The organism is Sphingomonas elodea ATCC 31461 (assembly GCF_000226955.1).
GTDB lineage: Bacteria > Pseudomonadota > Alphaproteobacteria > Sphingomonadales > Sphingomonadaceae > Sphingomonas > Sphingomonas elodea.
The window spans coordinates 26963-49135 of sequence record NZ_AGFU01000026.1; the positions used below are offsets into that span (position 1 = coordinate 26963).

At 68.2% G+C, this 22173-nt stretch carries 29 protein-coding genes and 1 pseudogene; 20 read left to right on the forward strand and 10 right to left on the reverse strand.

Annotated features, from left to right (window positions below; all coding sequences use genetic code 11):
• The first annotated feature begins 52 nt into the window (after positions 1-52).
• Positions 53-478, forward strand: a complete 426-nt coding sequence (locus KK7_RS0109080; protein ID WP_010544330.1) for an OsmC family protein — start codon at positions 53-55, stop codon at positions 476-478.
• A gap of 15 nt (positions 479-493) precedes the next feature.
• Here the strand turns inward: KK7_RS0109080 and KK7_RS21850 are convergent.
• A pseudogene (locus KK7_RS21850) lies at positions 494-703 on the reverse strand (low affinity iron permease family protein); the annotation flags it as partial.
• Positions 704-1153: 450 nt separating this feature from the next.
• Positions 1154-1585, reverse strand: a complete 432-nt coding sequence (locus KK7_RS0109085; RefSeq protein WP_010544331.1) for a cupin domain-containing protein — start codon at positions 1583-1585, stop codon at positions 1154-1156.
• Positions 1586-1685: 100 nt separating this feature from the next.
• Here KK7_RS0109085 and KK7_RS0109090 point away from each other — a divergent pair, with 100 nt between their 5' ends.
• From KK7_RS0109090 to KK7_RS22880, 5 genes are read left to right on the forward strand one after another with little or no spacing between them, the layout of a single operon-like run.
• Positions 1686-2054 carry a glycine zipper 2TM domain-containing protein gene (locus KK7_RS0109090; RefSeq protein WP_010544332.1) on the forward strand — a complete coding sequence of 123 codons (369 nt, stop codon included), beginning with the start codon at positions 1686-1688 and terminating at the stop codon, positions 2052-2054.
• Between the two features lie 40 nt (positions 2055-2094).
• Complete coding sequence (locus tag KK7_RS0109095; protein ID WP_010544333.1) at positions 2095-3273, forward strand: glycosyltransferase; 1179 nt, start codon at positions 2095-2097, stop codon at positions 3271-3273.
• A 48-nt stretch (positions 3274-3321) separates the two neighbouring features.
• The gene (locus tag KK7_RS22875) at positions 3322-3474 is read left to right on the forward strand and encodes a hypothetical protein (protein WP_157999997.1); all 153 of its coding nucleotides are present in this window, start codon (positions 3322-3324) and stop codon (positions 3472-3474) included.
• Positions 3475-3534: 60 nt separating this feature from the next.
• The gene (locus KK7_RS0109105) at positions 3535-3972 is read left to right on the forward strand and encodes a hypothetical protein (RefSeq protein WP_010544334.1); all 438 of its coding nucleotides are present in this window, start codon (positions 3535-3537) and stop codon (positions 3970-3972) included.
• Between the two features lie 39 nt (positions 3973-4011).
• Positions 4012-4404, forward strand: coding sequence for a TMEM175 family protein (locus KK7_RS22880; RefSeq protein ID WP_010544335.1), 393 nt, complete (start codon positions 4012-4014; stop codon positions 4402-4404).
• A gap of 69 nt (positions 4405-4473) precedes the next feature.
• Here KK7_RS22880 and KK7_RS0109115 read toward each other — a convergent pair whose 3' ends face one another.
• From KK7_RS0109115 to KK7_RS0109125, 3 genes are all read right to left on the reverse strand, one after another.
• Positions 4474-4815 carry a hypothetical protein gene (locus KK7_RS0109115; protein ID WP_010544336.1) on the reverse strand — a complete coding sequence of 114 codons (342 nt, stop codon included), beginning with the start codon at positions 4813-4815 and terminating at the stop codon, positions 4474-4476.
• 132 nt (positions 4816-4947) lie between these two features.
• The gene (gene recN / locus KK7_RS0109120; protein ID WP_010544337.1) at positions 4948-6609 is read right to left on the reverse strand and encodes a DNA repair protein RecN; all 1662 of its coding nucleotides are present in this window, start codon (positions 6607-6609) and stop codon (positions 4948-4950) included.
• Between the two features lie 43 nt (positions 6610-6652).
• The gene (locus KK7_RS0109125) at positions 6653-7477 is read right to left on the reverse strand and encodes an outer membrane protein assembly factor BamD (protein WP_010544338.1); all 825 of its coding nucleotides are present in this window, start codon (positions 7475-7477) and stop codon (positions 6653-6655) included.
• 123 nt (positions 7478-7600) lie between these two features.
• On the opposite strand from KK7_RS0109125, the gene KK7_RS0109130 reads away from it, so the two are divergent.
• Together KK7_RS0109130 and KK7_RS0109135 are read left to right on the forward strand one after the other, a co-directional pair.
• The gene (locus KK7_RS0109130) at positions 7601-8443 is read left to right on the forward strand and encodes a class I mannose-6-phosphate isomerase (protein WP_010544339.1); all 843 of its coding nucleotides are present in this window, start codon (positions 7601-7603) and stop codon (positions 8441-8443) included.
• Between the two features lie 82 nt (positions 8444-8525).
• On the forward strand, positions 8526-9086 hold the full coding sequence (locus tag KK7_RS0109135; protein ID WP_010544340.1) for a glycine zipper 2TM domain-containing protein: 561 nt from the start codon (positions 8526-8528) through the stop codon (positions 9084-9086).
• 52 nt (positions 9087-9138) lie between these two features.
• Here the strand turns inward: KK7_RS0109135 and KK7_RS0109140 are convergent, their stop codons facing one another.
• The gene (locus KK7_RS0109140) at positions 9139-9366 is read right to left on the reverse strand and encodes a hypothetical protein (RefSeq protein WP_010544341.1); all 228 of its coding nucleotides are present in this window, start codon (positions 9364-9366) and stop codon (positions 9139-9141) included.
• Positions 9367-9505: 139 nt separating this feature from the next.
• Between KK7_RS0109140 and KK7_RS0109145 the strand changes: the two genes are divergently transcribed.
• Genes KK7_RS0109145 through KK7_RS0109170 form a run of 6 tightly spaced genes read left to right on the forward strand, consistent with a single transcriptional unit; the run spans position 9506 to position 13204 of the window.
• Positions 9506-10084: a hypothetical protein gene (locus tag KK7_RS0109145; protein WP_010544342.1), complete on the forward strand. Its 579-nt coding sequence runs from the start codon at positions 9506-9508 to the stop codon at positions 10082-10084.
• Positions 10085-10137: 53 nt separating this feature from the next.
• The gene (gene crcB / locus KK7_RS0109150) at positions 10138-10518 is read left to right on the forward strand and encodes a fluoride efflux transporter CrcB (RefSeq protein WP_010544343.1); all 381 of its coding nucleotides are present in this window, start codon (positions 10138-10140) and stop codon (positions 10516-10518) included.
• Positions 10515-11618, forward strand: a complete 1104-nt coding sequence (locus tag KK7_RS0109155; protein WP_010544344.1) for an RluA family pseudouridine synthase — start codon at positions 10515-10517, stop codon at positions 11616-11618. The genes crcB and KK7_RS0109155 overlap by 4 nt, the downstream gene beginning before the upstream one ends.
• Before the next feature lie 19 nt (positions 11619-11637).
• A complete protein-coding gene (locus KK7_RS0109160) occupies positions 11638-12297 on the forward strand; it encodes an HAD-IA family hydrolase (RefSeq protein ID WP_010544345.1) in 660 nt (219 codons plus the stop codon).
• A gap of 11 nt (positions 12298-12308) precedes the next feature.
• The gene (locus KK7_RS0109165) at positions 12309-12530 is read left to right on the forward strand and encodes a hypothetical protein (protein WP_010544346.1); all 222 of its coding nucleotides are present in this window, start codon (positions 12309-12311) and stop codon (positions 12528-12530) included.
• The gene (locus KK7_RS0109170; RefSeq protein WP_010544347.1) at positions 12527-13204 is read left to right on the forward strand and encodes an ATP12 family chaperone protein; all 678 of its coding nucleotides are present in this window, start codon (positions 12527-12529) and stop codon (positions 13202-13204) included. Before KK7_RS0109165 ends, KK7_RS0109170 begins: the two co-directional genes overlap by 4 nt.
• A 6-nt stretch (positions 13205-13210) precedes the next feature.
• Here KK7_RS0109170 and gmk read toward each other — a convergent pair whose 3' ends face one another.
• The 3 genes from gmk to fumC all read right to left on the reverse strand — a co-directional run bounded on the left by gmk (position 13211) and on the right by fumC (position 15627).
• Positions 13211-13897 (reverse strand): guanylate kinase, encoded by a 687-nt coding sequence (gene gmk, locus KK7_RS0109175; RefSeq protein ID WP_010544348.1) that lies wholly within the window; start codon positions 13895-13897, stop codon positions 13211-13213.
• Positions 13898-13951: 54 nt separating this feature from the next.
• Positions 13952-14170, reverse strand: coding sequence for a hypothetical protein (locus KK7_RS0109180; protein WP_010544349.1), 219 nt, complete (start codon positions 14168-14170; stop codon positions 13952-13954).
• A gap of 65 nt (positions 14171-14235) precedes the next feature.
• The gene (fumC, locus tag KK7_RS0109185; protein ID WP_010544350.1) at positions 14236-15627 is read right to left on the reverse strand and encodes a class II fumarate hydratase; all 1392 of its coding nucleotides are present in this window, start codon (positions 15625-15627) and stop codon (positions 14236-14238) included.
• Between the two features lie 157 nt (positions 15628-15784).
• On the opposite strand from fumC, the gene KK7_RS0109190 reads away from it, so the two are divergent.
• Positions 15785-16210 (forward strand): hypothetical protein, encoded by a 426-nt coding sequence (locus KK7_RS0109190; protein ID WP_010544351.1) that lies wholly within the window; start codon positions 15785-15787, stop codon positions 16208-16210.
• Positions 16210-16950 (forward strand): TorF family putative porin, encoded by a 741-nt coding sequence (locus tag KK7_RS0109195; protein WP_010544352.1) that lies wholly within the window; start codon positions 16210-16212, stop codon positions 16948-16950. The genes KK7_RS0109190 and KK7_RS0109195 overlap by 1 nt, the downstream gene beginning before the upstream one ends.
• A gap of 63 nt (positions 16951-17013) precedes the next feature.
• Here KK7_RS0109195 and KK7_RS0109200 read toward each other — a convergent pair whose 3' ends face one another.
• Entirely contained in the window at positions 17014-17451 is a 438-nt protein-coding gene (locus KK7_RS0109200) for a copper chaperone PCu(A)C (RefSeq protein ID WP_010544353.1), read from the reverse strand.
• 177 nt (positions 17452-17628) lie between these two features.
• Here KK7_RS0109200 and dnaK point away from each other — a divergent pair, with 177 nt between their 5' ends.
• The 4 genes from dnaK to KK7_RS0109220 all read left to right on the forward strand — a co-directional run bounded on the left by dnaK (position 17629) and on the right by KK7_RS0109220 (position 22079).
• Positions 17629-19539, forward strand: coding sequence for a molecular chaperone DnaK (gene dnaK, locus KK7_RS0109205; protein ID WP_010544354.1), 1911 nt, complete (start codon positions 17629-17631; stop codon positions 19537-19539).
• A 113-nt stretch (positions 19540-19652) separates the two neighbouring features.
• The gene (gene dnaJ, locus KK7_RS0109210; RefSeq protein ID WP_010544355.1) at positions 19653-20777 is read left to right on the forward strand and encodes a molecular chaperone DnaJ; all 1125 of its coding nucleotides are present in this window, start codon (positions 19653-19655) and stop codon (positions 20775-20777) included.
• A 151-nt stretch (positions 20778-20928) separates the two neighbouring features.
• Positions 20929-21597 carry a spermidine synthase gene (locus tag KK7_RS0109215; protein ID WP_010544356.1) on the forward strand — a complete coding sequence of 223 codons (669 nt, stop codon included), beginning with the start codon at positions 20929-20931 and terminating at the stop codon, positions 21595-21597.
• Between the two features lie 134 nt (positions 21598-21731).
• The gene (locus KK7_RS0109220; protein ID WP_010544357.1) at positions 21732-22079 is read left to right on the forward strand and encodes a hypothetical protein; all 348 of its coding nucleotides are present in this window, start codon (positions 21732-21734) and stop codon (positions 22077-22079) included.
• The last annotated feature ends 94 nt before the right edge of the window (positions 22080-22173 follow it).

Below are 22173 nucleotides of genomic sequence, written 5' to 3' on the forward strand. Positions count from 1 at the left end.
CGGATCAGGCCGGGGCCCCGCCCCGGCCCGACTGCATTCCAGGAGCTCCGCCATGACGACGCGTACCGCCACCGCCCGCTACACCGGCTTCGGCAAGACCGGCAAAGGCCAGCTGACCAGCCCGTCGGGCGTGCTGGAAGCAACCCCGTACAGCTTCAACACGCGGTTCGGCGACGAGAAGGGCACGAACCCGGAAGAACTGATCGCCGCCGCCCATGCCGGCTGCTTCACCATGGCGCTCAGCTTCGCGCTGGCCCAGGCCGGTTTCAGCGACGGCACGCTGGAGACCAGGGCGGCGGTGAAGCTGGAACAGGATGGCGACAGCTTCCGGATCAGCCGTTCGGACCTGACGCTGCGCGCCGAGGTGCCGGGAATCGGCCGCGAGCAGTTCGAGGCCCTGGCCAAGGGTGCCGAGGCGAATTGCCCGGTTTCCAAGCTGCTCAAGGCCGAGATCGCGCTCGACTGGGAACTCGCCTGACCGCGTGCGGGCGGCGCGGTTCTGCGCATTCTGGATCAGGAACACCATCAGAAAGGTGACGATGGTGGTGCCGGTGTTGATCACCAGCTGCCAGGTGTCGGACCAGTGGAACAGCGGTCCGCTCAAGCCCCAGACGATGATGATGAGGAAGGCGAAGACGAAGGCGGGCGGTCGACCTGCCCAGCCGGCGACGCTCTGCGCGAACCGTTCGAAAATCCGTCCCACCCGATGCTCCCGATCGATCGACGATGCCGCCGCTGTGGGGAGACGGAGGACGCTTGCCAATGCGGGGGAACACGGTGCGTCAGAAACGCTGAAGGGGCCGACGTCACCGCCGGCCCCCAGCGCATCGATCCAAGGAAACCGTGCCGGAGCGTCGGGTTCCGCAGCATCGACGGCCGGCGCGCTTCCCCATCGGCAGGGAAAGGGAAGCGCGCCATCGGACCCTTCGCGGCGCCAGAACGATCGCACGCGTCGATCCGCGACCCGGCGGAGGCGGTGTCCGATGGACACCGGCACCGGGACGAACCTGTAAGAGGTTGAACAGGCTTGGGTTTCCCGCCAACCAGAACATCCTTCCTTACCCGTTGATGGTCGCACCGAGCGCGAGTCGCACCAAGCCGAATGGAGCGGCCAGCCCCTGTTGATACTGTGGATAACGGGGATAAGCAGCCGTCAGGCGCCCGGCGGCGACCAGCCCGGCGGTGCCAGTTCGAATCCCGCGAAATCAAAGCCGGGCACGACCGTGCAGCTGACCAGCCCCCAACCCTGCGCCGCCTCGGTCGCCTGCCAATGGCCGGCGGGTACCAGCGCCTGCGGCCGTTCGCCGCCGAGCACATCGCCGCCCAGCCGCACTGCCTCCACCGCCCCTCCTTCGGCATCGCCGATCCGCAGGGCGAGCGGCGATCCGGCGTGCCACAGCCACAGTTCGTCGGCATCGACGCGGTGCCAGTGCGAGCGCTGCCCGGCTTCCAGCAGGAACAGGATGGCGGTGCCGGGGGAGCGCCCGCCCGCTACCGTAGGCGCACGCCAGGTCTCGCGATACCAGCCGCCCTCCGGATGCGGGGCCAGCCCCAGTTGCTCGATGATCGCTTGTGCCTCGTCCATGCTTCTGCCTCCCGCCTGAACGGCACGTAGTATCAGGTTCATGCAACCACCGGTAAACCCGACACGTTCGTTTCATCTATCGCAAATCGGGGAGTTTCTGATGCGTACCCTTCTTCTTTCGCTGAGCGCCGCGGCGCTCGCCGTTCCCGCCGCCGTCGTCCTGCCCGCCACCCAGGCCGAGGCCAAGGCGAGCATCGGTCAGGACCGCTATTATCGCGACCATGACGACCGCCGCTACCGCGACGATCGCCGCCGCTATGCCTATCGCGAATGGCGCGGCCGCGACGGCCGCCGCTATTGCCGCAAGCCGGACGGGACCACCGGCACCGTGATCGGCGCGGTCGGCGGCGCGCTGCTCGGCCGCACGATCGACACCAGCGGCGACCGCACCGCGGGCACCGTGCTCGGCGGCGTGGCGGGTGCGCTGGCCGGTCGGGCGATCGAACGCGGCGGCAACAACTGCCGCTGACACGCCGAAGCATTAACCCCGGGGCGTTATAGCCCCGGGCATGCTTCGCGTGCTCGTGCTCTCCACCCTGTTCCCGGATGCGTCGCGCCCGAATTTCGGCATCTTCGTCGAACGGCAGACGCGGGCGCTGGCCGCGCGGGACGGGGTGGAGGTGCAAGTGGTCGCCCCGCGCGGCCTGCCGCCCTTCCCCTTCGACCGACATCCGCGCTACGCCCCGCTCGCCCGCCAACCCGGCAAGGAGCGGTGGAACGGCCTGACCGTCCACCGGCCGCGCTTCACCAACCTGCCGGGAAGCGGCGGCCGACTCCATGCCGCGATGCTGGCCCGGGCCCTGCGCCCGATGCTTGCCGCGCTCCGGCGCGACTTTCCCTTCGACGTGATCAGCGCCGAATTCTTCTTTCCCGACGGTCCTGCCGCGGTCGCGCTGGGCCGCGCGTTCGACGTGCCGGTATCGATCAAGGCGCGCGGATCCGACATCCACCAATGGACCCGCCGCCCCGCGATTGCCCGCCAGATCGCGCGCGCCGGCCAGATGGCCGACGGCCTGCTTTCCGTATCGCTGCCGCTACGCGACGACATGATCGCGCTCGGCATGCCGGCGGAGCGGATCGCGTGCATCGTCACCGGCGTCAACCTTGCCCGCTTCGCGCCCCGCGACCGTCGGGCTGCGAAGCAGGCACTGGGGATGGAGGGGCCGCTTGTCGCCTCGGTCGGCGCGCTGATCCCGCTCAAGGGGCACGACCTGTTGATCGACGCGGTGGCGACGCTGCCCGGCGTTCGCCTCGCGATTGCCGGGCAGGGGCCGGAGGCGGGCCGGCTCGCGGCCAGGATCGAGGCGATGGGCCTCGCCGATCGCGTCCGGCTGCTCGGCGCGATCCCGCCGGAGCAGATCGCCGAGCTGCTCGCCGCCGCCGACGTGATGGCGCTCGCCTCCGCCTCCGAAGGCCTTGCCAATGCCTGGCTGGAGGCGCTGGCGAGCGGCACGCCGGTGGTCATTCCCGATGTCGGCGGGGCCCGCCAGGTCGTCACCGCGCCGGCGGCCGGACGGATCGTCGATCGCACCCCGGCCGCCTTCGCCCGCGCCATCGCCGAGCTGATCGCCGCGCCGCCGCCGCCGGATGCCGTCCGACGCATTGCCGAGCCCTTTACCTGGGCGGCCAACAGCGAACGATTGCACGGGTTCCTAACCCAGTGCGTCGCCCGGTACAGCGGAACCTGAAGGATCGTGCAGGGTTTCCAAGCTGACCGCCTTGGAAGGAACGCGACGATGCAGAAGCCGAAGCCCTATCGCGCCCCGCGCCGCCGCCCCCTTGCGCGCGCGCTGCCCCCGCGTCGCCTGCGCCGCGTCTCCGCGCCGCGTACCGACACCGATTTCGATATCGTGTTCGAATGGGAAGCCGACGCCCCGACCCAGCATTGATTGACAGCACGAATCGGTTGGCGGAAGCTTGGCGCTTCACTCCGGCAAGCGAGGTGCGGGATGGCCGACAAGAAAGCGAAACAGGCGAAAAAGGACGGAAAGACGCCGTCGCTGCTGCCGAAGGTGATCGGAGGCATCAAGCTGCCCAAGGACGCGCGTCGCCAACTCACCGCTCTCGCCAAGCATCCGGTGATCGCCGATCTGCTCGCCGCCGGGCTCGTCGCCCTGGCCGATCGGATCAAGGGCGAGGCATCCAAGCCCGCCCCGGCGCCCGAGCCGACACCCGCCCCGGCGGAACCCCAGCCCGCAGCTGCCCCGGCGACCAAGCCGGTGGTCAAACGGATCCGCAAGCCCGCTGCCAAGCCGTCCGAGCCGGTCGCCGAACCGGCAGCGGCGGCCAAGCCTGCCAAGGCCCCCCCGCCCCGTCGCACCCGCAAGGCAAGCGACGTCGCCCCCAAGCCCCGCACCCGCCGCACACCGCCCAAGACGGACGGCTGATCGCCTGCTAGAAGCGGCCTTGGGGTGAGGGGGAACCGCATGCAGAGCACGCACGCGGCGGAATCGCATGCCCCGGGCCATGCACTGGAACGGCTGATCTTCTTTTCGGACGCGGTCTTCGCGATCGCGATCACGCTGCTGATCATCGAGATCCACGTCCCCGAGGTGCACCCGCCGTTCAGCGACCGGGAGTTCCTGATCGCGCTGGCGAACATCTGGGTGCAGCGCATCGCCACCTCGTCGCCGGTGGTAGGTGAGCGAATCGCCAGGGCGCATTGCCGGGTGATCCGCCAGCGGGGGCTGGCGACACTGCTCGGCACGGTCACGGCCTTCGGCATGGCGCTGGCCTTCCCCTGGGCCGCGCAGGCGACCCTGGCGACGATCCCCCTTTGGCGACTGTTCCTGCAGAAAGTCTCGCCGCCGCTCGGATGATCGCAGCCCATGCAGAAAGGGCCCCGCCTCGCGGCGGAGCCCCTTTGCCTCGATACCGTCGCGAACGGATCAGCGGCGATGGTTGTTGCGATCGTGCTTCTCGTAGCGGATCTTCGCCGAGAGCGCGTCGTAGCGGCGATCGAGGTCGCCGCGCTCCGCCATGGTCAGGCCGGGACGGGACGCACGATAACGGGCCTCCAGCCGGATCAGGCCGCGATACTGGTTGCGGATCTGGGTCGCCTCGCGGCGGCTGAGCGCGCCCGAGCGGATGCCCTGGTTGATGCGCTGTTCGATGCGATCCTGGCGGGCGTTGATGTTCTGCCAGCCGCCCTGGAACGCCGGCGCAGCGGAGGCGGGCACGGCGGCCGCGGCGACACCAAGGCCTGCGATCAGCAGCATGAACTTCTTCATCGGATACTCCTCACTTCGACTGGACCGCCCCTGCGGTCGAGAGCCGTTGTGGAACGCCGATGTCGCATTTTTGTCCCACCGGCCCGGTTTTTGCGTCACCAATTGTCGCAAGCCGGAGAGGTTCGTTCAGGTTCAGGCCGCCAGCAGCCGTTCCGCCTGGGCCCGCGCCTCCGGGGTAATCTCGGCGCCGGAGAGCATCCGCGCGATCTCTTCGCGGCGCTGCTCGGGGGTGAGCGGGGTCACGCCGGTGCGGGTGACGATGCCGTCATGGCGCTTGGCGATCAGCAGGTGCCGCGCCCCGCGCGCCGCCACCTGCGGGCTATGCGTCACCACCAGCAGCTGCGAGCCCTGCGCCAGCCGAGCCAGCCGCTCGCCGATCGCATCCGCCACCGCGCCGCCGACGCCGCGATCGATCTCGTCGAAGATCAGCGTGCGCGCGCCGCCCTCTTCGGCCAGCGCCACCTTCATCGCGAGGATGAAGCGCGACAATTCGCCGCCGCTGGCGATCTTCATCAGCGGGGCGAAGGGCGCGCCGGGGTTGGTCGAGACCTCGAACTCCACCCGGTCCATGCCGGCGGCGCTCCACTGGTTTTCGTCCAGCGGCTCGACCACGGTCCGGAAGCGCGCGGCATCCAGCTTGAGCGGCTTGAGCTCGCTCGCCACCGCCGCATCGAGCCGCGCTGCCACCATCGTGCGCACCGCGGACAGGGTCTGCGCCGCCTCGCGATAGGCGGCATGCGCCTCGGCCGCCGCCTTTTCCAGCTTGGCGATCCCCGCGCCGCCGCTGGTCAGCCGCTCGAACCGTCCCGACAGCTCGGCCAGCAGCGCGGGCAGGTCATCGGGCTGGACCCGGTGCTTGCGGGCGACCGCGCGCAGTTCGAACAGCCGCGCCTCGTCGGCCTCCAGCGCAGCGGGATCGAAGGCCAGCGCCTCGGCGGCGGCATCCACCTGCGCCTGCGCCTCGCTGCCCTCGGTGATCGCGCGGTCGATCGCCGCCAGCGCCTCGGCCAGTGCTGCATGATCGTCGGATATCCGCTCCAGGATGCGCGCCGCCTGGCGCAGCCGGGCGAGCCCGCCATCCGATCCTTCGAGCAGATCGGCGATGCCCTGCAGGTCGGTCGCGATCTTCTCGCCGCGCTGCATCGAGGCGCGACGCTCGGCGAGCCGTTCCTCTTCGCCCTCTTCCGGCGCGAGCGCGGAGAGTTCGGTGACGGCATGTTCCAGCCATTCGCGGTCGCGCTCGGCGCTGTCCTGCTCGGCACGTGCGACCGCCAGCGCATCCTCGGCCGCGCGCCAGGCGCGGTGCGCGATCGCCACCGGCCCCGTGTCGCAGCGCCCGAAGGCGTCCAGCAGCAGCCGGTGCCCGCGCGGGTTGAGCAGGCCGCGATCGTCATGCTGGCCGTGAATCTCGACCAGGTGCGGCGCCAGTTCGCGCAGGAACCCCGCCGAGGCCGGCTGGTCGTTGACGAAGGCGCGGCTGCCGCCATCGGCCTTGACCAGCCGCCGGACGAGCAGAGGCTCGCCCGGCTCCAGTTCCATGCCGTTCTGGGCGAACAGGCTGGCGATCGCACCGTCGGCAGCGGGCGGCACGAAGCTCGCCACGACCACCGCCTGCGCGGCCCCGCTGCGGACCAGCCCGCTATCGGCACGCGCGCCCAGGGCCAGCCCCAGCGCATCGAGCAGGATCGACTTGCCCGCGCCGGTCTCGCCGGTCAGCACGCCGAGCCCTTCGCCGAACTCCAGGTCCAGCGCCTCGATCAGCACCACGTCGCGAATGGATAGCGCGGTCAGCATCGCGGCCCCCTATCGCAGGAACAGAGGAAGAACGGAAGTGGTTTTAGCTCTTGGGCTTGGCAGGCGGGCTGGCCTTGGCGGCCGCCGCCAGCTTGTCCTGATTGTCCTGCATCAGCTGATAGGCATGCTTGTACCAGTCGGTGCCCGGATAGTTGGCGCCGAGCACAGCGGCCGCCTTCTTGGCTTCCTCGGGCACGCCCAGCGCCAGATAGGCCTCGGTCAGCCGCATCAGCGCCTCGGGCACATGGGTGGTCATCTGATAGTTGTCGACGACGGTGCGGAAGCGCAGCACCGCCGCCAGCCACTGGCCGCGCGTCTCGTAAAAGCGGCCGACTTCCATTTCCTTGCCGCCCAGGTGATCGCGCACCAGGTCCAGCTTCAGCCGGGCGTCGGCCGCGTATTTCGAATTCGGGTAGCGGCGGATCAGTTCGCCGAGCGAATCGAGTGCCTGCTGGGTGATCTTCTGGTCGCGGGTGACGTCGCTGATCTGCTCGTAATAGGAAATGCCGATCAGATAATAGGCATAGGGCGCATCGCGGTTGCCCGGGTGGACCGCCAGGAAGCGCTGCGCCGAGGCGATCGATTCGGCATAGTCGCGGTTCAGATAATAGCTGAACGCGCCCATCAGCTGCGCACGGCGCGCCCAAACCGAATAGGGGTGCTGGCGCTCCACCTCGTCGAACAGCGCGGCGGCAAGCTTGTACTGGTGCTGATCCAGCTTCTGCCTGGCCGTGCTGTACAGCGTGCCGACGTCGCGCGCGACATAAGGCAGATCCTTCACCCCGCCGCGCTTGGCACAGCCGGCGGCGGAAAGGGCGAACACCGGAAGAAGCGCGAACGCAAGCGCGCGAGGCAGAGGACTACGCATATGGCGCGGTCTTAGACCGGGGCCGTGGCTGCAAACAATCCTTTTCGGGGCGGGATTGCGGCGGAACCCGCTTCGGGCCACATGCGCTCCCGTTTCCGTGACCGCAATCCAAGGGGATCTTCCGTGCCCGCCACGCTTCTCGCCACCCACCGCGTCGAAAAACCCTGGGGCCGCCACACCCTGTATCCGGGCTTTGCCGATCCCGCCCCGGACGGCGAACCGGTAGGCGAAGTGTGGTTCCAGACCCCCGGCAACTCGACGCCGGACCTGCTGATCAAATATCTGTTCACCAGCGAGAAGCTGTCGGTGCAGGTTCACCCGAACGACGAGCAGGCCCAGGCCGTCGGCCTGCCGCGCGGCAAGGACGAGTGCTGGATCATCCTCGACGCGCAGCCCGAGTCGACGATCGCGCTCGGCACCAAGCAGCCCTATACCCGCGAGGCACTGCGCGCCGGCGCGCTCGACGGCTCGATCGAGGACATGCTGGACTGGAAGCCGGTGAAGGCGGGTGACTTCTTCTACTCCGCCTCGGGCACGGTGCACGCGATCGGCGCTGGCATCACCCTGATCGAGGTGCAGCAGAACAGCGAGACCACCTACCGCCTCTATGACTATGGCCGCCCGCGCGAGCTGCATCTGGACGAGGGCATTGCGGTGTCCGAGCCGGTGCCCTTCGTGCCGCACCCGATGCCGGGCGCCGTCGCGCCGGACCGCACGATTCTGGTCGAAGGGCCCAAGTTCGTGCTCGAGCGCTGGGAAGGCGGCCATCGCCGCTTCGATCTGCCGGAAGGCACGACCGGCTGGCTGATCCCGGTCAAAGGCGAAGGCGTGGTCGACGGTGTCGCGTTCAAGGCGGGCGAGTGCCTGACGCTGGAAGGACATGTCGAGCTGCAGGCCGAGGTCGGCAGCGACCTGCTGTTCGCCTATCCGGGCGACGCGCGTGTCCCGTCGATGGACGCCGCGTGAACCGGGCGTAGTTTACCATTCACGCAACCAGCGGTCGCGGCGGTACGTTCGGCACGCATTGGAAACGATCTGGAGTGATCTGATGCGCATGCTGATACTGGCCGCCGTGGCCGCGCTGACCCTGCCGGTTGCCCCGGCCCTTGCCCAGGGGCATCGCGAACGGGAGGCGCGGCAGGATTGCCGCCGCGATCTCCGCAATGCCGATAACCGGGGCGAATATCGCCGCGAAGCACGCGATTGCCGACAGGACATCAACGAAGCCCGGCGCGACGACCGGCGCGACTGGCGCCAGGATCGCGGCCAGGCCGGCCAGGGCGATTGGCGCCGCTATCGCAACTATGATTACAACCGGCTGCCCGCCGGACAGCGCCGCTATTATGCCGACCAATATTATCGCGACGGCCGCTATTATCAGGAGCGCCGCCAGCGCCGGAACGACCGGATCTATCGCGGCAATGACGGCCGCTATTATTGCCGCCGCAATGATGGCACGACCGGCTTGATCGTGGGCGGCGTGGCGGGCGGCCTGCTGGGCAACGCGCTATCTTCGGGCGGCAATGCGACGCTCGGCACGCTGCTGGGTGCAGCAGCGGGCGGTGCGCTCGGCCGGTCGGTGGACCGCGGCAACGTCCGCTGCCGCTAACGCCTCACGCCACGCACGAAGAGGGGTCCGGTTCGCCGGGCCCCTTTTTTCGTCAGATGAAGCCGCCGGTCAGCATCAGCCGCACCCCGCTGACGATCAGGAGCAGCAGGTTGAGGTTTCGCCCGGCCGTGCCCCGCGAGAGCATCCCCACCACCGTGCCGGTGAGCGCGATCGGGAAGGCGATCCAGTTGATCAGCGGCACGAAGGGGAACGGGATGATCCCAACCAGCGCGAAGGGCAGCGCCACCAGCCCGATCAGCAGCGAGAGTGCGTTCAGCATCGCGGAGATGTGGGGCCGCCCAACCGTATTATCAAAATAGCACACCAACATCGATCGCCCGCCGCAAGCGCTATCGTCGATCGGCGCCGCCGTCTAAGCTGCGGGTCGCGCGGCACCATGCGCGCGCAGGAGGTCTGCCATGCTGCCACCATTCTCGACCGTGCCCCTCGCGCTCCTGCTCGCCGGCGCACTACCGGGCGAACGGACGCTCCCGATCCAGTACACGGTGACCAATGTCGGCGGCGGGCTTGGGGTCTTCGTCGACGAGAAGGTCATCTTCGGTATCGCTTCCCGCGGTCCCGCCGGGCCGCGCTGGATCGCCGAGCGGGTTCGCCACGACCGCCACTGGTGCGGCAAGCAGGGCACGGATGGCAAATGCATCGCCACCGAGACACGCGTCCATGACTGGCTGGACGGCGCGACCTGCACCGCGGTGGCGCCGGCCTTCGCCGCGCTTTGGGCCATCCCGCCCGCCGGCTTCGCGCCCGCGCGGGACTTCGTCATCGTCTCCGATTCGTCCACCGTCACGATCAAGGGCAGCACGACGCAGGCGGGCTTTTTCACCGATATCAGCGTCAGCCAGGAGGCCGGCGATTTCGCGACATGGTGGCACAATTCGAGCAATAGCTGGAAATCCTGCTGGCAGCAGGCCGCACCGCTCGTGGAAGGTCAAGCGCTCACGCCCCACCTGTCCCTTCCTGCAGCCCCCGCCTCCTGACGGCCGAAACCCCGAAACTTCCCCTTTCCCCCGATTCGCGCTAGGGGCGCGGGATGCCCAATCTTTTTCTCGTGATGCTCGGCGGGGCCATCGGCTCCGCGGCCCGCTACGGCGTTGGCCGCTTGGGGCTAGCGCTGCTCGGCCCGGCCTTCCCTTGGGGGACGCTGGCCGTCAACATCCTCGGCGGTTTCCTGATGGGACTGCTCGGCGCCAGCCTGCTGCGCTTCGGCCCCAATGCCGAACAGGCGCGGCTGCTGCTCGGTGTCGGCGTGCTCGGCGGCTTCACCACCTTCTCCTCCTTCTCGCTCGAGACCTTCGCGATGATCGAGCGCGGCGATCTGGTCATGGCGATCGGCTATGTCCTCGCGTCGGTAATCGGCGCGATCGGCGCCCTCGCCCTCGGCATGACGCTGGCACGGGCGGTGACGGCATGAGCGGCGAGAACGACGTCCGCCAGTTCACCGTCGGCCTCGACGATGACGGCATCCGGCTCGATCGCTGGTTCAAGCGGCATCTGCCCGATGTCAGCTTCAACCTCGTCTCGCGCTGGGCGCGGACCGGCCAGCTCCGCGTCGACGGATCGCGGGCGCAACCGGGCGACCGCATCGCCGAGGGCCAGACCATCCGCGTCCCCCCGGCCGAGGCGCCCAAGCCCGCCGCAGCGGCACGGCCCAAGTCGAACCGCCCGCCGCTTTCGCCGGAGCAGATCGAACTGGCGCAGTCCATGGTCATCCACCGCGATGCCTCGGCGATCGTGCTCAACAAGCCGCCGGGCCTCGCGACCCAGGGCGGCACCAAGACGTTCGAGCATGTCGACGGCCTGCTCGACGCGCTGCAGTTCGAGGCGGAAGGCCGGCCGAAGCTGGTCCACCGGCTGGACAAGGATACCTCGGGCGCGCTGCTGATCGCCCGCTCGGCGCGCGCGGCGGCCTATTTCGCCAAGAGCTTCTCCGGCCGCACCGCGCGGAAAATATACTGGGCGCTGGTGATGGGTGTGCCGGACATCGAGGACGGCTTCATCGAGCTGCCGATCGGCAAGCAGCCGGGCACCGGCGGCGAGAAGATGCAGGTCGACATGGAAGAGGGCTCGCCCGCCCGCACCCGCTACCGGGTGATCGAGCAGGCCGGCAATCGCTGCGCCTGGGTCGAGCTCCAGCCCTTCACCGGCCGCACCCACCAGTTGCGCGTGCACATGGCGGCGATCGGCCACCCGATCGTCGGCGACGGCAAATACGGGCTGCAGGAGGCGTTCCTCACCGGGGGCATCAGCCGCAAGATGCACCTCCATGCCCGGCGCATCCGCATCGATCATCCCGATGGCGGGCGGATCGACGTGCGCGCGGATCTGCCGCACCATTTCGCCGAATCGATGCACACGCTGGGCTTCGATCTGTCGGTCGGCAACGCGATCGAGATCGACGACGGCCCGCCGCCGATGAGCAAGGAACTGCTCAAGCAGAAGGCCAAGGCACACGCCAAGAACTACCGCAAGGAACGCCGCGGCGAACGGCGGGGTCGGGGCGCGAAGACGTGACGGCGCTCGGCAAGCAGCGATGAACCGCCTCGCCCTGTTCGATTGCGACGGCACGCTGGTCGACAGCCAGGCGAGCATCTGCCTCGCCATGGAGCATTGCTTCACCGGCCAGAAGCTGGAGCCCCCCGCCCGCGAGTCGATCCGGCGAATCGTCGGCCTCAGCCTGGTCGAGGCGATCGCCCGGCTGCTGCCGGAGGCGGAGGACGATCTCCACCGCCACCTCGCCGAAGAATATAAGCGCGCCTATTTCGCCCTGCGCACCGCCGGCCACATCGAGGACGAGCCGCTGTATGACGGCATCCCCGAAGCCATCGAGACGCTGGACGCGAACGGCTGGCTGCTCGGCGTCGCCACCGGCAAGTCCGATCGCGGGCTGATCCGGGTGCTGGAGGCGCACGGCCTGCGCCGGCACTTCGTCACGCTGCAGACGGCGGACCGCCACCCCTCCAAGCCGCACCCCTCGATGATCGAGACCGCGATCGCCGAGGCGGGCGCGAGCCCCGAGACGACGGTGATGATCGGCGACACCAGCTTCGACATGGCGATGGCGGTGGCAGCCGGCGCGCATCCCTTGGGTGTTGCATGGGGCTACCACACCCCCCATGATCTGCACGCGGCCGGCGCGGTGCGGGTCGTGGAGCATGCGTCGGCGATTCCGGCGCATCTGGAGGCCCTGTGACCGACAGTCCCATGACCGACGCCGATCGGCTGGCGCGCAACCGCTATTTCCTGATGATGGGCGCCAATCTGGTAGGCGTCGCCGGCGCGGTGCTGGCGCTGCTCATCCTCGGTCGCTCGCATACCACCGAACTGACGATGCTGGGCATCGCTCTGATGCTCGCCTCGTTCTGGGTCATGGCGGCGATCCCCAAGATGCTCGCCCGCCGCTGGAGGACACCCCCCGAAGCATGAAACGATTCTGGAAGACCGTCGCCATGGCAGACGGCGTCATCGAACTCGACGGCCGCCCGGTGCGCACGCCCGCGCGCGCACCGCTCGCCCTGCCCACCCCGCAGCTGGCCGAGGCGGTGGCGGAGGAATGGCGCAGCGTCGGCGAGGAACTAGATCCCCGCACCATGCCGCTGACCGGCCTCGCCAATGCGGCGATCGACCAGGTCGCGCCCAACCCCGCCCCCTTCGCGGCGGACCTCGCCCGCTACGGCGAGAGCGATCTGCTCTGCTACCGCGCCGAGATGCCCGAGCCGCTGGTCGAGCGCCAGGCGGCACAGTGGGACCCGCTGCTCGGCTGGGCGCGCACCCGCTTCGACGTGCATTTCGAGACGACCGCCGGTATCATGCACCGCCCGCAGCCGGCGGCGACGATCGCCCGATTGCAGGAGGTGGTGGCGGCGCTCGATCCGTTCCGGCTGGCGGCGCTGAACCCGCTGGTGACGATCAGCGGCTCGCTGGTCGCGGCGCTGGCGCTGCTGGAAGGTGCCGCGGATCGCGACACCGTGTGGCGCGCTGCCCAGCTCGACGAGGACTGGCAGGCCGAGCAATGGGGCGAGGACGAGCTTGCCACCCGCGCCCGCGAAGCCCGCCGCGCGGACTTCGACGCGGCGGCACGGTTTCTGGCGCTGCTGTAAGGCCGTTCAGAGAACGTCCGAGGATTCCCCCGTCGGATCGCCGCGCTTCATCAGGCCGCGGATGAAGCCGATCAGCCCGGTCTGGCGCGAGCGCTTCAGTCGTTCCGCCTTCAGGATGGTGTGGACCGCCTGGAAGCACTGGTCCGCGTCATCGTTGACCAGGACATAGTCATAGCCGTCCCAATGGCTCACCTCATTGGAGGCGCGGGCCATGCGGTGGGCGATGACCTCGGGCGAGTCGGTACGACGGCCTTCGAGGCGGCGATGGAGCTCGGCCATCGACGGCGGCAGGATGAACACGCGCACCACGTCGCCGCCCATCGTCTGGTGGAGCTGCTGCGCGCCCTGCCAGTCGATGTCGAACAGCATGTCGCGGCCCGTGGCGAGCACGGCGTCGACCGGGCCCTTGGGCGTACCGTAGCGATGCTTGAAGACGTGCGCCCATTCGATGAAATGGTGCTGGGCGACCATCTCGCGGAACCGCTCGACATCGACGAACGTATAGTCGACCCCGTTCACTTCGCCCGGGCGCGGTTCGCGCGTGGTTACCGAGACGGAGACGGCAAGATCGGGTTCGGCGGCCAGCAGCTTGCGGGCGATGGTCGACTTGCCTGCGCCCGAGGGCGAGGAAAGGACAAACAAAACTCCGCGGCGATGAAAGCCATGCGGGTCGTTCTGATGCGTGTGGGCCATGCGGGCCTTTGGCGTAGCGGCACCCGGGCCGTCAAGCCCGGGCGCCGCAGTGGATCACGCACCCAGGCCCGTATCGGGACCATGTTCGGTGGTCAGCTTCCGCTTGAGGTAGGTCGCACCGATCGCGCCCGCGCCCAGCACGAACGCCGCCGGCACCACGCGCTTGGCGACTTCCCAGGTCGCGACGCCGACGGCCGCGCCCACTGCGCCGCCTTCGCCGTCCCGCCGGTCGATCTTGCTGCCGATCCACCCTGCAATCAACTTGCCGATCATCGTCTTCTCCTTCGTCGGAAGAACGGCGGTGCGGCGGCAGCGTTCCCGCCACTCGCCGCGACCGTTCAACGGCCGGTCATCGTCTCGGGGCGGACGAACGCGTCGAACGTCGCCTCGTCGACCAGCCCGAGTGCCAGCCCCGATTCTTTTAGCGTAAGCCCCTTCTCGTGCGCGTTCTTGGCGATCTTTGCGGCGTTGTCGTAGCCGATCGCGGGCGCCAGCGCGGTCACCAGCATCAGCGAGCGATCGACCAGTTCCTTGATCCGCGCCTCGTTGGCTATCGCGCCGTCCACCGCGCGCTCGGCGAAGTTGGTCATGCCGATCGCCATCAGCGTGATCGAGCGCAGCACGTTCGCCCCGATCAGCGGCTTGAACACATTGAGCTCGAAATGGCCCTGCATGCCGCCGACGGTGACGGCGGTGTGGTTGCCGATCACCTGGGCCGCGACCATCGTCAGCGATTCGCTCTGGGTGGGATTGACCTTGCCCGGCATGATCGAGCTGCCCGGCTCGTTCGCCGGCAGCTCCAGCTCGCCGAGGCCCGAGCGCGGGCCGGAGCCGAGCAGGCGGATGTCGTTGGCGATCTTGGTGAGCGACACCGCCAGCGTGTTGCAGACGCCGGAGAGGTTCACCAGCTGATCCTTGGTCGCCAGCATCTCGAACTTGTTGGGCGCCGAGACGAAGGGCAGCCCGGTGATCCTGGCGATTTCCGCCGCCACGTCCTCGGCATAGCCCGGTGGCGAGTTGAGCCCGGTGCCCACCGCCGTGCCGCCGAGGGCCAGCTTGAAGATGTCGAGCTCCAGCACGCTCTGGAACCGCGCGCGCGCCGAGGCGAGCATCGCGGCATAGCCGGAGAATTCCTGGCCCAGCGTCAGCGGCGTCGCATCCTGCAGATGGGTGCGGCCGATCTTGACGATGTGATCCCATTCCTGCGCCTTGCGATCGAGCGAGGCGTGCAGCCGCTCCAGCGCCGGGAACAGGTCGAGCGTCACCGCACGCGCCGCGGCGATGTGCAGCGCAGTCGGGAAGCTGTCGTTGGACGACTGCGCCATGTTGACATGGTCGTTGGGGTGGATCGGGCTCTTGCCGCCGCGATTTCCCGTGAGGATCTCGTTGGCGCGGCCGGCGATCACCTCGTTGACGTTCATGTTGGTCTGGGTGCCGCTGCCGGTCTGCCAGATCACCAGCGGAAACTGGTCGTCCAGCGTGCCGTCGATCACTTCCTGCGCGACCTGGTCGATCACCTCGGCGATCTCGGGATCGAGCCCGTGCTTGACGTTCACCCGCGCCGCGGCCTGCTTCACGATCGCCTGGGCATGGACGATGCCGATCGGCATCCGCTCCTCGGGTCCGAACGGAAAGTTCTGGATCGATCGCTGGGTCTGCGCGCCCCAATAGGCATGGGCGGGGACTTCGATCGCGCCGATGGAATCGGTTTCGGTGCGTGTGGCCGTCACTGCATTTCTCCGCTTGCTTTGGGCGCGATTTAGGCGTCCGGGCCCGCGAACCCAAGCGGGATCAGCAACACTAGTTAACTTGCCTTTGCCGTGTTCTGGCGCGCAAAGCTTGGAACGCTACCGGCGAAACAGCCGGAGCAACTGCAGGAGAAGAGCGATGATCCCGTTGATACTGGGGCTGCTGCTCGCCGCCCCCTCTTCCGAAATCGCGCACAGCGTGCGCATCGACCACGCCGCCGGCCCGGTGCATGCCGACTATCGGATGCGGGTCGACGTCCGTCACGAACAGCTCGGCGTCGCCGGCCCGGGTGGCCGCGCCTCCACGCTGCGCTGCCGCTGGCAGGCCGATCTGGTGGTCGACCGCCAGGCGCGCCACGCCGCCGGCACGCTCCAGCGCGCGCTGCGCCAGGACAGCGTCGCCACGGGCAGTCGTCCCGGCTGGTGCACCGCCAATCGCGCGGTGATCGCCAAGGATGTTGCGCGCGCGACGAACAACATGCGAGGCGAGGTAGAAGCGCTGGCCCGGCAGGATGCCGAAGCCCTGCGCGTCGAACTTGATCAAATAGGACGTGTAAACACCTGATGCGTATCCCGATTTCCGTTGTCGCCGCGGCAGCGCTCGCGCTGCCGCTCGCCGCCCATGCCCAGGTGCTTCCCAAGGTGTCCGGCGGCGTCGAGCTTTCGACCGACGAGAGCCGTCGCGGCCTCAGCTGGAGCGAGAACCAGCTGACCGCCTCGGCGGATGCCTCGGCCGGCATCCTTGGCTTCGATGCCTCGGCACGGGTGGCGATGACACGGGAATCGGCACGGCACGCCGGTGCCGATACGGTGTTCGACCTGGAGGCCGGACGCCGATTCGGCATCGGCGCGCTGAACCTGCGCGGCTTCGTCACCGGCCATGTTTTCACCGGTGCCGCCCGCAACATGGATTATGTCGAGGTCGGCGGCGAGGGGAACTTCTCCTTCGGCCCGCTGCAGCTGAACGGCGGCGCGATCTACGCGCCCGATCAGGGGCCGATCGGCGGCGACAACCTCTATCTGCACGCCGGCGCATCGGTGGGGATTCCGTCGACGCCGTTCACCGTCTCCGGTTCGGTGGGCCGCACCACCGGCAGCAATGACGATCCCCGCTCGGCACGACTGCGCCCGACCGGCGACTATACCGACTGGCGCGTCGGCGTGGAGCATGTGATGGGCCACATCACGCTGGGTGTGGACTATGTCGGCACCGACATCGACACGCACCGCGCGGTCACCTCGCCCTATGCGGACCTGCGCCACGCCGGCAACCGCGTGCTGGGACGCGCACGGCTGTCGTTCTGAGGCAAGCTTCCCCGCCCCGGTAAAATCCCCCTCCCGTTTGCGGGCGGGGGATTGGAGGACAAGCTATCGCGCCTCGGCGCCCGGCACCGCCACATCGGCGACCGCGGTCACCGTATGCCCGCTGGCGAAGCGCAGGGTGAGCGGCACCTTCTCGCCGGCATGAACGTTCGGCACGACGCCGAACAGCATCACATGCTTGCCGCCCGGCGCGAACTTCACCTGGCTGCCCACCGGCAGGTCGAGACTGGCGATCTGCGTCATCTTCGCGACGCCGGCGGCGTCCTTGGCGCTGTCGTGCATCTCGGCCCGATCGGCCGCGCGGGTGGAGACGCCGACCAGCGTTTCCGCCTCCCGTCCGCCATGCAGCGTAAAATAGGCAGCACCCGGCTGGCCCGCCACCGCCGGCAGCCGGATCCATGCTCCGTCCACCTTCACGCCGTCCGCCTGGGGCGAACAGGCCGCCAGCAGTGTAACCGCAACAAGCCCCGCCAGAGTGCGCATTCGGCATCCTCCCTCTTTGATTTGGGAAATCTTGTAGAAACCCGGGCGTCTTGCGGCAAGGCACGACGCACCTATATCCCCCCTCGGACATCTGGACGGCGGTCGCCTCTTCTGGGGCCGGCATCCGGAGAACGCTTTTAAACCCTTTTGTTTCGATTGTGGGGGCCAACGAGGACCATGGCTAAAGTTATCGGTATCGACCTGGGCACGACCAACAGCTGCGTCGCCGTGATGGAAGGCGGCAAGCCCAAGGTCATCGAGAATGTGGAAGGCGCGCGTACCACGCCGTCGATCGTCGCCTTCGCCAAGGATGGCGAGCGGCTGATCGGCCAGCCGGCCAAGCGCCAGGCGGTGACCAACCCGGACAGCACCATCTTCGCGGTGAAGCGCCTGATCGGCCGCCGCTTCGACGACCCCGTGACCAAGAAGGACACCGAGCTGGTGCCCTACACGATCGCGCGCGGCCCGAACGGCGACGCCTGGGTCAAGGCCGGCGGCGAGGAATATAGCCCGTCGCAGATCTCGGCCTTCATCCTGCAGAAGATGAAGGAAACCGCCGAATCCTATCTCGGCGAGAGCGTGACGCAGGCCGTCATCACCGTGCCGGCGTACTTCAACGACGCGCAGCGCCAGGCGACCAAGGATGCCGGCAAGATCGCGGGCCTCGAAGTGCTGCGCATCATCAACGAGCCGACCGCGGCGGCGCTCGCCTACGGCCTCGACAAGGACAACAACAAGACCATCGCGGTCTATGACCTTGGCGGCGGCACCTTCGACATCTCCGTCCTCGAAATCGGTGACGGCGTGTTCGAGGTGAAGGCGACCAACGGCGACACCTTCCTCGGCGGCGAGGACTTCGACTCGACCGTCGTCCAGTATCTGGCCGACGAGTTCAAGAAGGCCGAAGGCATCGACCTCACCAAGGACAAGCTGGCGCTCCAGCGCCTGAAGGAAGCGGCCGAAAAGGCGAAGATCGAGCTGAGCTCGGCGCAGACCACCGAGGTCAACCTGCCCTTCATCACCGCCGACCAGAACGGCCCGAAGCACCTGGTGAAGAGCATCACCCGCGCCGATCTCGAGCGTCTGGTCGATGATCTGATCAAGCGCACCCTCGAGCCGTGCCGCAAGGCGCTGGCCGACGCGGGCGTGAAGGCTGACGCGATCGACGAAGTCGTGCTCGTCGGCGGCATGACCCGCATGCCCAAGGTCCGCCAGGTCGTGAAGGACTTCTTCGGCAAGGAGCCGCACACCGGCGTGAACCCGGACGAAGTCGTCGCCATTGGTGCTGCGATCCAGGCCGGCGTGCTGCAGGGCGACGTGAAGGACGTGCTGCTGCTCGACGTGACCCCGCTGAGCCTCGGTATCGAGACGCTGGGCGGCGTGTTCACCCGCATGATCGACCGCAACACCACGATCCCGACCAAGAAGAGCCAGGTCTACTCGACTGCCGATGACAATCAGCAGGCGGTGACGATCCGCGTCTTCCAGGGCGAGCGCGAGATGGCGGCGGACAACAAGCTGCTCGGCCAGTTCGACCTGGTCGGCATCCCGCCGGCGCCGCGCGGCGTGCCGCAGATCGAGGTCACCTTCGACATCGACGCTAACGGCATCGTCAACGTGTCCGCCAAGGACAAGGGCACCGGCAAGGAACAGCAGATCCGCATCCAGGCCTCGGGTGGTCTTTCGGACGGCGACATCGAACAGATGGTTCGCGATGCCGAGAAGTTCGCCGAGGACGACAAGAAGCGTCGTGCCGCGGCGGAAGCCAAGAACAACGCCGAAAGCCTCGTCCACACCACCGAGCGTCAGCTCGCCGAGAATGGCGACAAGGTCGACGCGTCGCTGAAGGGCGAGATCGAGGCGGCGATCGCCGAGACCAAGTCGGCGATCGAGAGCGGCGACGCCGATGCGATGACCGCCAAGGCCCAGAATCTCGCCCAGGTGGCGATGAAGCTCGGCCAGGCGATCTACGAGAAGACGGCTGCCGAAAACGCCTCGCCGAACGCGGGCGCCGCGGCCGGCGGCGAAGCCGGGGCTGAAGAAGTGGTCGACGCCGAGTTCTCGGAAGTGGACGACAACAAGGCGTAACGGATGAACCCGGGCCGTCATGCCAGCCAAGGCTGGCATCTCCCGCCGCGTAGCCCGCGGTTGGAGACCCCAGCGCTAGCCGGGGTGACGGCCGAGGGTTGGGGGCCGAGTGAATGACCACCGAAGTCGATTATTACGAACTGCTCCAGGTCGAGCGCACGGCGGACGATGCGACGATCAAGTCGTCCTACCGCAAGCTCGCGATGAAATATCACCCGGACAAGAATGCCGGGTGCAAGGATTCCGAGGCGAAGTTCAAGGCGATCAGCGAAGCCTATGACTGCCTGAAGGATCCCCAGAAGCGCGCAGCCTATGACCGCTTCGGCCATGCCGCGTTCCAGAATGGCGGCGGTGGCGGCCATCATGGCGGCCAGGGCGATTTCGGCGCGTTCAGCGACATCTTCGAAAGCGTGTTCGGCGAATTCATGGGCGGCGGGCGCGGCGGCGGGAGCCGCCCGCAGCGGCGCGGCGCAGACCTGCGCTACGACATGGAAATCTCGCTCGAACAGGCGTTCCACGGCCATTCGACCGAGATCACCATCGACGTCTCGGGCCCGTGCGACAGCTGCAACGGTTCGGGTGCGACGCCCGGCACCAAGGCCAAGACCTGCACCACTTGCGCCGGCCACGGCAAGGTGCGTGCGCAGCAGGGCTTCTTCATGGTCGAGCGCACCTGCCCCACCTGCCACGGTGCGGGCGAGGTGATCGCCGAACCGTGCCGGGCGTGCCGCGGCGAGGGCCGGCAGGACAAGACCAAGACGCTCAAGATCGAGATTCCGCCCGGTGTGGACGAAGGCACCCGCATTCGCCTGACCGGCGAGGGCGAGGCCGGTGCGCGCGGGGCGCCGGCGGGCGATCTGTACATCTTCCTCCATGTGACCCGCCATTCGCTCTACGAGCGGCAGGGCACGACGCTGTACGCCACCGCGCCGATCAGCTTCACCACCGCCTCGCTCGGCGGCGAGATCCGTATCCCGGGGCTCGACGGCGAGGAGCATGTGATCAAGATCCATGCCGGCACCCAGTCGGGCCGCGAGATGCGCCATCGCGGCGCCGGCATGCCGGTGCTGCAGGGCCGCGGCCGCGGCGATCTCGTCGTGCGGCTGGAGGTGGAGACGCCGACCAAGCTGACGGCCAAGCAGCGCGAGCTGCTCGAGGAATTCCGCAAGACCGAGACGGGCGAGGAATGCCCGCAGTCGAGCGGCTTCTTCGCCAAGCTGAAGGCGGCGCTGGGTTGAGTTTGCTTTCCCGCACCCATCGATCGTCATCCCGGCGAAAGCCGGGATCCATTGGGGTCGCCGTACCGGCTTTTGCCATGACCGAGTGGCGAATGGATCCCGGCTTCCGCCGGGATGACGCACGTGGGGATGACGGCCTGCGGGGCATCGCATGACCCCGCGCGAACTGCTTGACACCGCCGACGTCCCCGGCGGCGAACCGCTGCGGCTGTTCCGCCGCGGCGACGATCACATGATCGTGCTCGAACGCAACGAGCTGATGAACAGCCGGATGAGCGGTTCGGAAGAAGCGCTGGCGGTGATGACGCTCGAACGGCTCGGCAAACGCGAGGCGCGGCTGCTGATCGGCGGCTATGGCATGGGCTTCACGCTGCGCGCCGCGCTGGGCGTACTGGACAATACTGCCAAGGTAACCGTCGCCGAACTGGTCCCCAAGATCGTCGACTGGGCGCGCGGGCCGATGGCGGCGCTCACCAATGGCTGCCTCGACGATCCGCGCGTGAAGATCGTGTTCGACGATGTCGGTCGCGTGATCGCCGACGGCCAGAATGCCTATGACGCGATCCTGCTCGACGTGGACAACGGCCCGGACGGGCTGACCCGTGTCGGCAATGACAGCCTCTATTCGATGCGCGGCCTCGACCTCGCCCGCCAGGCGCTTCGCCCCGGCGGGATCCTCGCCGTGTGGTCCGCCGCCCCCGATCCCGCCTTCGCCCGGCGGATGCGCGACAGCGGCTTCCTGGTCGAGGAAGTCGCCGTGCGCGCGCGCCAGAACGGCAAGGGCCCGCGCCACGTCATCTGGTTCGGCAGGCGCCGGTAAGGCGTCAGGCGCGTACTGTCCGCGCCTTTCTCCCGATATGACGGGAACGCCGGTGTTCCTCCCCAACCGTCGCTAGCTGCTCGTCCACGCTCGCCCCAGTAGCGGACGTTCCGAAAACGTGGCACTAGCGTCGAATGGTGCACGAGCAGCAAAGCAGGGCCAACGCGCGAAAGTGGTATTTCCCCATTTGGCTTGTCCTCACCTTCTTCGCGACCGTCGGCCTGTCGTCCCGATCAGCGATTGATGCTGCCGTGCTTTGCGCATTCTGCGTGGGACTCTGGCTGAACGAATCCCGGGCGCAGCGGCCCGCCCGATCATTTATCAGACTGGCCCTCGGTTCAGCCCTCTTGTTCCTGTTCCTCGTGGTAAAAGTCGCAAGCTGGGGCGGCGATGTGACGATGAGCGCGACGATGTGGCTTGCCGTCACCGTTCTGGGCGCAATCTGGACGATCCACTATGAACGAACCGAGCTACTGATCTGATAGCAGCTTCCCACCACAAGCGGCCACGAAGCACGCCCAGCCTCGCCCAAACTTCCCCCGGTCATCCCGTCTGCGGAACGACATCCATGCCTCG

Bases quoted from the DNA above. Each gene is read 5' to 3' on its own strand.
- KK7_RS0109140 (WP_010544341.1), bottom strand. From the start codon at position 9,366: ATGCTGAACGCACTCTCGCTGCTGATCGGGCTGGTGGCGCTGCCCTTC.
- KK7_RS0109145 (WP_010544342.1), top strand. From the start codon at position 9,506: ATGCTGCCACCATTCTCGACCGTGCCCCTCGCGCTCCTGCTCGCCGGC.
- gmk (WP_010544348.1), bottom strand. From the start codon at position 13,897: ATGGCCCACACGCATCAGAACGACCCGCATGGCTTTCATCGCCGCGGA.
- KK7_RS0109135 (WP_010544340.1), top strand. From the start codon at position 8,526: ATGCGCATGCTGATACTGGCCGCCGTGGCCGCGCTGACCCTGCCGGTT.
- KK7_RS0109125 (WP_010544338.1), bottom strand. From the start codon at position 7,477: ATGCGTAGTCCTCTGCCTCGCGCGCTTGCGTTCGCGCTTCTTCCGGTG.
- KK7_RS0109080 (WP_010544330.1), top strand. From the start codon at position 53: ATGACGACGCGTACCGCCACCGCCCGCTACACCGGCTTCGGCAAGACC.
- KK7_RS0109165 (WP_010544346.1), top strand. From the start codon at position 12,309: ATGACCGACGCCGATCGGCTGGCGCGCAACCGCTATTTCCTGATGATG.
- dnaJ (WP_010544355.1), top strand. From the start codon at position 19,653: ATGACCACCGAAGTCGATTATTACGAACTGCTCCAGGTCGAGCGCACG.
- KK7_RS0109180 (WP_010544349.1), bottom strand. From the start codon at position 14,170: ATGATCGGCAAGTTGATTGCAGGGTGGATCGGCAGCAAGATCGACCGG.
- KK7_RS22875 (WP_157999997.1), top strand. From the start codon at position 3,322: ATGCAGAAGCCGAAGCCCTATCGCGCCCCGCGCCGCCGCCCCCTTGCG.
- KK7_RS0109095 (WP_010544333.1), top strand. From the start codon at position 2,095: ATGCTTCGCGTGCTCGTGCTCTCCACCCTGTTCCCGGATGCGTCGCGC.
- KK7_RS0109085 (WP_010544331.1), bottom strand. From the start codon at position 1,585: ATGGACGAGGCACAAGCGATCATCGAGCAACTGGGGCTGGCCCCGCAT.
- KK7_RS0109215 (WP_010544356.1), top strand. From the start codon at position 20,929: ATGACCCCGCGCGAACTGCTTGACACCGCCGACGTCCCCGGCGGCGAA.
- KK7_RS0109170 (WP_010544347.1), top strand. From the start codon at position 12,527: ATGAAACGATTCTGGAAGACCGTCGCCATGGCAGACGGCGTCATCGAA.
- recN (WP_010544337.1), bottom strand. From the start codon at position 6,609: ATGCTGACCGCGCTATCCATTCGCGACGTGGTGCTGATCGAGGCGCTG.
- KK7_RS0109190 (WP_010544351.1), top strand. From the start codon at position 15,785: ATGATCCCGTTGATACTGGGGCTGCTGCTCGCCGCCCCCTCTTCCGAA.
- KK7_RS0109195 (WP_010544352.1), top strand. From the start codon at position 16,210: ATGCGTATCCCGATTTCCGTTGTCGCCGCGGCAGCGCTCGCGCTGCCG.
- crcB (WP_010544343.1), top strand. From the start codon at position 10,138: ATGCCCAATCTTTTTCTCGTGATGCTCGGCGGGGCCATCGGCTCCGCG.
- KK7_RS0109090 (WP_010544332.1), top strand. From the start codon at position 1,686: ATGCGTACCCTTCTTCTTTCGCTGAGCGCCGCGGCGCTCGCCGTTCCC.
- dnaK (WP_010544354.1), top strand. From the start codon at position 17,629: ATGGCTAAAGTTATCGGTATCGACCTGGGCACGACCAACAGCTGCGTC.
- KK7_RS0109200 (WP_010544353.1), bottom strand. From the start codon at position 17,451: ATGCGCACTCTGGCGGGGCTTGTTGCGGTTACACTGCTGGCGGCCTGT.
- KK7_RS0109105 (WP_010544334.1), top strand. From the start codon at position 3,535: ATGGCCGACAAGAAAGCGAAACAGGCGAAAAAGGACGGAAAGACGCCG.
- KK7_RS0109220 (WP_010544357.1), top strand. From the start codon at position 21,732: ATGGTGCACGAGCAGCAAAGCAGGGCCAACGCGCGAAAGTGGTATTTC.
- KK7_RS0109160 (WP_010544345.1), top strand. From the start codon at position 11,638: ATGAACCGCCTCGCCCTGTTCGATTGCGACGGCACGCTGGTCGACAGC.
- KK7_RS0109155 (WP_010544344.1), top strand. From the start codon at position 10,515: ATGAGCGGCGAGAACGACGTCCGCCAGTTCACCGTCGGCCTCGACGAT.
- KK7_RS0109115 (WP_010544336.1), bottom strand. From the start codon at position 4,815: ATGAAGAAGTTCATGCTGCTGATCGCAGGCCTTGGTGTCGCCGCGGCC.
- KK7_RS22880 (WP_010544335.1), top strand. From the start codon at position 4,012: ATGCAGAGCACGCACGCGGCGGAATCGCATGCCCCGGGCCATGCACTG.